Source organism: Cytophagaceae bacterium ABcell3 (genome assembly GCA_030913385.1).
Classification (GTDB): domain Bacteria; phylum Bacteroidota; class Bacteroidia; order Cytophagales; family Cytophagaceae; genus ABcell3.
On the sequence record CP133159.1, the window covers coordinates 1,849,351 to 1,857,555 of the forward strand.

Annotated in this window: 8 protein-coding genes; 4 read left to right on the forward strand and 4 right to left on the reverse strand. The window is 39.7% G+C overall.

Annotated features, from left to right (window positions below; genetic code table 11):
* Positions 1 to 7: 7 nt before the first annotated feature.
* Positions 8 to 1,312: an erythromycin esterase family protein gene (locus tag RCC89_07560; protein ID WMJ73017.1), complete on the reverse strand. Its 1,305-nt coding sequence runs from the start codon at positions 1,310 to 1,312 to the stop codon at positions 8 to 10.
* A gap of 88 nt (positions 1,313 to 1,400) precedes the next feature.
* Here RCC89_07560 and RCC89_07565 point away from each other — a divergent pair, with 88 nt between their 5' ends.
* From RCC89_07565 to RCC89_07580, 4 genes are all read left to right on the forward strand, one after another.
* Positions 1,401 to 1,790: a hypothetical protein gene (locus tag RCC89_07565; GenBank protein WMJ73018.1), complete on the forward strand. Its 390-nt coding sequence runs from the start codon at positions 1,401 to 1,403 to the stop codon at positions 1,788 to 1,790.
* Positions 1,791 to 1,833: 43 nt separating this feature from the next.
* The gene (locus RCC89_07570; GenBank protein ID WMJ73019.1) at positions 1,834 to 2,256 is read left to right on the forward strand and encodes an Hsp20/alpha crystallin family protein; all 423 of its coding nucleotides are present in this window, start codon (positions 1,834 to 1,836) and stop codon (positions 2,254 to 2,256) included.
* Positions 2,257 to 2,313: 57 nt separating this feature from the next.
* Positions 2,314 to 2,901, forward strand: a complete 588-nt coding sequence (locus RCC89_07575) for a helix-turn-helix transcriptional regulator (GenBank protein WMJ73020.1) — start codon at positions 2,314 to 2,316, stop codon at positions 2,899 to 2,901.
* Positions 2,902 to 3,072: 171 nt separating this feature from the next.
* On the forward strand, positions 3,073 to 5,298 hold the full coding sequence (locus tag RCC89_07580; protein WMJ73021.1) for a heavy metal translocating P-type ATPase: 2,226 nt from the start codon (positions 3,073 to 3,075) through the stop codon (positions 5,296 to 5,298).
* Between the two features lie 31 nt (positions 5,299 to 5,329).
* On the opposite strand, the gene RCC89_07585 is transcribed toward RCC89_07580, so the two are convergent.
* The 3 genes from RCC89_07585 to RCC89_07595 form a co-directional block, all read right to left on the reverse strand.
* Positions 5,330 to 5,980: a phosphoribosyltransferase family protein gene (locus tag RCC89_07585; protein WMJ73022.1), complete on the reverse strand. Its 651-nt coding sequence runs from the start codon at positions 5,978 to 5,980 to the stop codon at positions 5,330 to 5,332.
* Positions 5,981 to 6,515: 535 nt separating this feature from the next.
* Entirely contained in the window at positions 6,516 to 6,803 is a 288-nt protein-coding gene (locus tag RCC89_07590) for a hypothetical protein (protein ID WMJ73023.1), read from the reverse strand.
* Positions 6,804 to 6,906: 103 nt separating this feature from the next.
* Positions 6,907 to 7,893: a type IX secretion system membrane protein PorP/SprF gene (locus tag RCC89_07595; GenBank protein ID WMJ73024.1), complete on the reverse strand. Its 987-nt coding sequence runs from the start codon at positions 7,891 to 7,893 to the stop codon at positions 6,907 to 6,909.
* Positions 7,894 to 8,205: the final 312 nt, after the last annotated feature.

An 8,205-nucleotide genomic window follows, 5' to 3' on the forward strand; every position in this document is an offset into this window, starting at 1 on the left:
TTTAGGTTTAGAAAGCGAATGGATAAGTTTCCGGAATAAGGTTGCCATCAGGTTTGATATGCAGTGGATGCAAAGCCCGTGTGTTTTCAAAATACAGGAATGCATCATACCTGGATGGCAGTATGGTAGATACATAATTTCCAGCGTCTCTTTCTGGATGATATACTACACCTATAGCCCTATGCCCAAGTTTTTTGTTAAAGTGGTTTTTAATTTCTCGGTCTTCAAATATTAGGAGCTTGTTTCCCGGATTTTCTCTGTGCAGGATTTCCTCTACGCTCCCTGTTTTGGCTTCAGGTATTGGCATTACCTCCATAGGGGCGCCCCAGCTTCGACCTGCAACCACTTCTCCTTTGTATGCTCCAAAGCCCACCAGCACAACGCCGTCTGCGGAATGTCTTTCTCTGACAAGTTGCCCTACATTGACCATGCCATCACGGCTCATGTTTGTAGCCCGTGCGTCGCCAATATGAGTATTATGTTCCCAAACGATGGCTTTGGCATCAGGGCCATGGAACTTCATAAGCTGGTCCAATGTGTCAGTCATGTGGATATCGCGCATGTTCCATGCCTCTGGCCCCCATGACATCATTAGGCGGTAATACTTTTCGGCATTGGCCGTTACCATGGCATTCTGCTCGGTATTTAGCGGAGCTTCAGGGTCTTGATTGTAAGAAGTAGCTTTTTGTCTTATGGTTGTCAATAGCTCCTGTACGGCTTTTTCGCAGTTATCAGGTGATGCTTTTGTGGCTTTGGCATATTGCTGTCCTTCTTCTCCATAAGGCTCGAAACAAGCAAACGCCCTTTTGGCAAGTTTGGCTGTTTGTGGATCAGTTTGGTTTAAATAGTTTACAATGCTGTTCATGCTTTCCCAGAGGCTGTAAACATCCAATCCGTAGAACCCTACTTTTTGCTTTTGTTCTTTGTTGAAGTTTTTCATCCATTCTGCAAGTGCAGCAGTTTCCCAATTGGCCCACATCCATGATGGCCACCTGCGGAAGTTTAACAGTACCTGGCTGATTTTTTCTGGTGTGTCTGGGTAATCTTTAATATACCTGTTGATTTCGTAACAATCTGGCCAGTCTCCTTCTACTGCTACAAAAGAAAAACCTTTTTCCTCAATTAGCCTTTTGGTCATGGCCATTCGCCAAGTATAATACTCATGGGTGCCATGAGAAGCCTCGCCCAGAAGGACATATTTGGCATCGCCTATTCTGTCCATTAATGCATCTAGGTCTGTCACATTGCTTAGTGGCCGGTAAGATTTAACTACTGGTTCATTGGTATATGTCCAAGGATCTTGATATGCCATAGCGTTTCCTTTTAATGTTCTGTTTTTAAAGTAACATTTAAGTAGTCCTAAGGTTAATTTTTGAAAAAGGACATTGCTTATGCTTTGGATGGAGATACTTTTCGCACTGGTTATTTCTTTGTTGTTTTCGGTGGTCTTTTTGACCTTGTTTAAGGTAAAAGGGACTATAGGCACTTTTTGGGTATTTATGTTGGTCATTTTTTTGGTCACAATGGTTTCTATTCGTTTGGTCAGGCCTGCTGGCGTGCCCATTGTAGGGGTTTATTGGATACCGGGATTGGTAGCAGCTTTGCTCACTTCATTGCTTTTGGTTGCTATAGCTAAGGCTACTGGCCATGCCGGGGAAAAGCTGCCTAAGGATGAAGGGCGATCTAAGGCCTATAATAAGGCTGATACCTCTGAGGCTTCTATTGGCCTCGTTTTTTGGCTGTTCTTGATTTTTTTGTTGATCGCTTCGTTAGTGGGAATTTTTCGCTGACCTCTTTGTTTATATATTAGAGGAAAAAAGAAAGGAGGTTGTTATGCTAGTTAAATATAAGCCTACAGTGTTGTCTGGAATGCTTGACGATTTCTTCAATGACAGGTTTAAAGCAGCAGGCCAGGATATGGTACTTTCTTCACCAGCTATCAATGTTAAGGAAAACGGAGATAGCTTTAAGGTTGAAATGGCAGCACCTGGTTTAAACAAAGAAGATTTTAGGCTTGATGTAAAGGATAATATCTTGTCTGTGTTTGTACAGAAGGAAGAAAAGCATGAAGAAGAAGACGAAAGGTTTACCAGAAGGGAATTTAGCTACTCTTCTTTTGAGCGTTCTTTTAACTTGCCTGAAAATACCAATGTAGAGAAGATTGATGCAACGTACAAAGATGGTTTGCTTTGTATAAACATACCTAAGACTCAAAAAGAAGAAAAGAAAGAAGCAAAGAAAATTCAGGTAAGTTAAATAGATTAAAATTTGTAATTTAAGGCCGAAGTTCATTCGGCCTTAAATATTATGTCCATGACTAAATATAAGTTTTCAATAAAAAACATGGTTTGTCCGCGCTGTATTAAGGTAGTGCGTGATGAATTGACCGCAGCAGGTTATACATGTGAGGAGGTTACTTTAGGAGAAGCTGTGTTGTGTGACCAAAAGCAACCAGACATCAATCACATTAGAACTGTGTTGGAAAATGTAGGTTTTGAATTACTTGAGGATAGAAAAGAAAGATTGGTTGAACAGGTGAAAACTTTAGTTATAGAAGCAGTCCAAAAGTTTAATGTGCCCGCCCATCAGAATTTCTCAGATTATTTAGCTGAAAAAACAGGTAAAGATTACCAGTACATAAGCAGTATTTTTTCTGCAACTGAAAATATTACTGTTGAAAAATACATTATTCTTCAAAAAATAGAAAAGGTGAAAGAGTTGCTTGTTTATAATGAATTGACTTTAAGTGAAATGGCTTGGAAGTTAGGGTACAGCAGCGTAGCACATTTGAGCAATCAATTTAGGCAAGTGACAGGCGTTTCTCCCTCAAAGTACAAAACAGAGAAAATGAACCTACGGAAACCTTTAGATACGGTGGGAATACCTAAAGATGAGCAATAGAAACAAAGTTTTTCTTAGTATTATAAAAACGAGTTTTTCCTTCCAGTTAATCTTATAAATCTTTGAACTAATTCTGTAACACTTTTCATAACTTTCTTCTGTTCTTTTGTAAAACCCTATAATAGCAGGACTGTCTGCTAGCTTTTAGAGGGGGAAAGGATAGGATAAATTATGGAAGTTGTAGATAAAAACATAAGTGAGCGTTTTCCTGTAAAGGGTATGTCTTGTGCCTCATGCGCTGGTAGTGTAGAGTCGATTTTAGGAGCTCAGAAAGGTGTAGTAAGTGCAAAAGTAAACTTTGCGTCTCATACTGTAGGGGTAGAATATAACCCTGAAGAAGTGTCACCGGGAGAATTGCGCCAGGCTCTACAAAAAGTGGGGTTTGATATGGAAACGGAGGCAGAAGCAGAGCTTATAGAAGAAGAGAAGTTGCTGGCTTTGCAAAAGTTAAAGCGAAAGACTCTTTTTGCTTTTATATTTTCTTTCCCAGTATTTGTAATTGGTATGTTCTTCCATCATTCTGTTCCTTATGCAGAATGGATTATGTTTGTTCTGAGCACTCCCGTACTATTTGTTTCAGGTAAAGCATTTTATGTAAATGCAGCTAAGCAAGCAAAATATTTGCGTGCCAATATGGATACTTTAGTGGCGTTGAGCACTGGTATAGCTTTTATCTATAGTGCGTTCAATACTATTTTTCCTGACTTTATGCTTTCGCGTGGGTTAGAGCCTCACGTGTATTTTGAAGCAGCGGCGGTGATAATTGCTTTTATTCTGTTGGGGCGCTACTTGGAAGAGCAGGCAAGGGCCGGTACTTCTGAAGCTATTAAAAAGCTGATGGGTTTACAGCCAAAAACTGTTCGGGTAATAAGAAACGGTGAAGAATTGACAGTTTCTATAAAAGATGTTATGCCCGGAGATTTGATTGCTGTAAAGCCAGGTGATAGAATACCTATTGACGGAGTAATAAGTGAAGGTTATTCTGCTGTCAATGAAAGTATGATTACTGGCGAACCTTTACCTGTGGAAAAAGTCAAGGGTGATCATGTTTTTGCTGGGACTTTAAATCAAAAAGGAAGTTTTGTGTTCAGGGCAGAAAAAGCTGCGCAAGAAACTTTTCTTGCTCAAATTATTGAGATGGTAAAAAAAGCGCAGGGGAGCAAGGCGCCTGTACAGAAACTGGTTGATAAAGTAGCGGGAGTATTTGTGCCTATCGTGTTAGCCATCGCTGTCCTGACTTTTCTTGTATGGCTAGGTGCTGATGTTGAGAACAATATTACTTATGCCATACTTTCTTTGATAACCGTACTTATTATTGCTTGCCCTTGTGCGCTCGGACTTGCTACTCCTACAGCCATTATGGCGGGTATTGGGAAAGGTGCCGAAAATGGTATTTTAATACGTGATGCAGAAACTTTGCAGTTAGCTAAAAAAGCAACGGCTGTTGTTTTGGATAAAACAGGTACCATTACGAAAGGGGAGCCTGAAATAAGTGGTTCTATATGGAAAAGCGGGATCGAAGACACTACAGAACTAGAAGGTGTACTGCTAAGTGCTGAATTGTCTTCAGGACATCCGCTCGCAGAGGCATTGGCAAAAGGTCTCTCTCATGCAAAACCTGTAGCTATTTCTGATTTTGAGAATTTACCTGGTGCTGGTATAGGCTTTTATTATGGAGGTAAAAAGTTTTTTGCCGGAAATGAAAAGTTAATGCGATCTCACCACATTCAAGTGGACCGGGAACTAGAGATTTTTGCTGCAGAAAAGGAAAGTGCCGGGAATTCTTTGGTTTACTTTAGCAATGATGTGGAGGTAATGGCTGTTTTTTCGCTTGCTGATACATTAAAAGAAGGGGTAAGGGAAGAAGTTGCCCGACTAAAGCTCCGAGGAATGAAGGTGTATATGCTCACAGGTGACAATAAAGGTACGGCTGATAAAATAGCGGCAGAGGCGGGTATAGATAGCAATAATGTAATTGCTGAAGTGTTGCCAGGGGGAAAAGAACAATTTGTTCAGCAGTTGAAAAGTCAAGGGGAGACAGTGGTTATGGTTGGCGATGGCATTAATGACAGCCAAGCATTGGCAAGGGCGGATGTGAGCATTGCTATGGGCAAAGGTTCTGATATTGCGATGGATGTGGCTGCGATAACTTTGATGTCTTCTGATATATCTTTGTTGAGTAAGAGCTTGAAGCTCTCTTCTCATACCATGGCAACCATTAAACAGAACTTGTTTTGGGCTTTTATATATAATGTTATCGCCATACCAATTGCTGCGGGGCTTTTTTATCCTTTTACAGGCTATTTATTGAACCCAATGGTCGCGGGTGCTGCTATGGCTTTTAGTTCCGTTTCCGTAGTCTCTAATAGTTTGAGGTTGAAATATAGGAAAATATGAGTTATTGGTTTCAATAACTCATATTTATAACTTAGGCATTGAGCTTTTGAAGTATGTCAAAAACCTCTTCTTCGCTCATATTCCTAAAGTTTTCATAGGCCTGGCCCACTGCATAAAAAAGCTCCGGTTGCTCCAGTACCTTTACTTCATCTGCAAGTTTGGGAATTACCCCAAGGTCGCCTTTCCCGGCTACCGGTACGGCTACAATGATTTTTTCAGGAGACTGATCTCTGCACAACTGGATGACTGGTATTAAAGTCGCTCCGGTGGCAATACCATCGTCTACAATAATTACCGTTCTACCTTTCATGTCTGGTAGAGGCTGGCCATTTCTGTACTCTTTAATTCTCCGGTCGATCTCTTTTTGCTGTTCTTCAGTAGCTCTGTCAATTATTTCTTTGTTCAGCTGCTTTTTGCCTGCTTCAGATATCCAAGAATACCCGCCTTCTGTAATTGAACCAAAAGCTAACTCTGGCTGGCCTGGATAAGGTAGCTTCTTGGATATGACCAGTGAAGCCTCTGCTTTTAATCTCTGTGCTACATAATATGCTATCTCTAACCCACCACGTGGAATGCCTAGTACTAAAGCATTGTTTCCCTCATATTCTTTCAAGAATGTGCCTAGTTGTTGTCCGGCATCCTTTCTATCTCTAAACCTTTTTTGACCTGTATAAATGGACATAAGTTGTTTTTTAAAGATAACCCAAATTGCGGATCAGGGTTTGGCTAAGTGCAAAAGAGCAAAGGTGTGCAGGTTTTTGGTGGATTGGTTCTATGGTTAAAACCAAATAAGAGCGAAGCGTCTGATTTGAAGTTGTTTTGTCACGCAATAGAAGGTTCTAATGCATATTTTATTTCAGGTTAAATAGGGCCTGCTGAAAAAGTCACAAGTGTGCAAGATACGCATGGCCTTACATGAAGACGTATTGGAATACTTCGAATGTAAGGCCATAAAGTAGATTGTGCGCTTGTGGCTAGCCCAAAAAAGTATTGGATTAAAAGTTTCTCAATTTATTGTGCACGGAAAAATAAGAAATAACCGAAAAAACCTTGCACCTATACCTCCTATTTTTCATACAAATATATACAGATCAATATTTTGGGCGTTTTTCAGCGCGCCCTAAATAAAAAAGAAGCTAAACCTAGGGTGGTATAGCTTCTTTCTGTGTTGGCCTTTTACATATATCATGCTCTCAAAAAACACGATAGATATATGCTTATCTTGTGTTTTTCTTGATTTTATTCTCTTTTTTGTCAAGTGTTCTTTTTTGCTTGTTCAGCTTTTCTTGCTTTTTCTGAAGCTTTGCTTGGCTGCGGTTTGTTTTGGCCAGTTGCTTATGTTTTTTTGCATTTTTCTTTAATTGCTTAGAAGGCTTGCCTCCCAAAGTAGCTTCTATTGAAGTAGAGGTTGTTTCAAAGGAGTTATTTGTTGCTGCTTCTGATGTACCTGCAGAAAACATGAACATAAAAGCGGAAGCTACTAGTGCACTTTTGAAAATTTTCATAAGATTTTAATTTGGATTTAATTGCTGATTTCAACTAGGAAACAGAAAAAATAATTCCCAAACTTCACAAAAAAAATAGAGTTTGTCTGTAATGTTTTGGTTATTAAAAAGATGGGCAGGGTAATCTTTTCATTGGCTTTTTCCTATTTTTTCTTTTATGAAGATATGTGATGTTAAGCTCATGAGCTCCTGCTGCTCTTGCCCTAGATAGTCTGGAAACTACAAAATCATAGCTATAGGAGATGCTGATGTTGTCAAATTTATATCCAAACAATACTACCATTGATTCATTATTGTGAAGGTCTGGCAGGTACTGTTTAACAGGTATCCCTCTGTACCAAACTCCTGCAATTACTTGATCATATAGTGCATAAACCCCAAGGTCTACTTGGTCAGATTTGCCTTGAAATTTATAATGTACTGTTGGGGTGATGGAGAATGGACGGGTTTTATATACAGAACTATTATATTTTGAGTGATTAAGTAGGAACTTATAACCTGCCACAAATGCATGTTTTACAGGCAATCGACTAACCCCGTCAAGAAAAGACTGGTTAGGACGGTTCATGTGTAATGCTGAATACCCAAACCAGAAATTGTCATTATATAACATCACCCCTGACCCTATATCGACAAATTGGTTTCGCCCGTTAGGTAGCATGTCCTGGCTTACTGAACCTGGGGACAGTCCATCGTTTGTAAACTGGTCAGGAAAGGTCATGCGGGAATAATTCAAAGTTCTGGAGACATATCCTCCCTGCAAGCCTGTACGTATGGTTAGTAGATCATTCACAGGAATTTCATAGGCATACTGTACATGTATGTCTGTAGAGCTTATGTTGTTCTGCCCTTGAAAGTCTTGCATGGCATAAATGCCAACGCCACTTCGGTACTCTTGGAACCAGAAGTCTGTAGAAGCCAAAGACGTAATATATCTTGCGTCCAATGCGGGCCATTGCACTCTTTGGTGAAATATGCCCCTGCTCATATGGGCACTACCGGCAAAAGCAGGGTTCAAATGTGTCGGTACTGCATAGAACTGGCTGAATTGTACATCTTGACTAAAAGAGCTAAAGACTGTTAGTGCCAAAATAAAAATATAAAGAGTCTATTCATGAGTCTTTTACAGTCAGGTCTGTCAGTGTACGGAATTTTACTTATAAAGGTTTGACTGTATTCTGGGCGTTGTTCTTCTATCAGAAAAAAAATAATAGCAGCTTTACTTATGTGCAATAAATGATAGATAAATGCTTGGTTTGTTTTGTGAAATAAAATCTTTGTATGTTGATAAACAGTTTATTAATCTTTTCTTCTCTCAAGTGAAATAAGTGCTTTTTGTGTGGTTATGGTGTACTATTTTCTTTAATAAGTACAAGGACGCCCCTCAACCTTTACAAGGAAT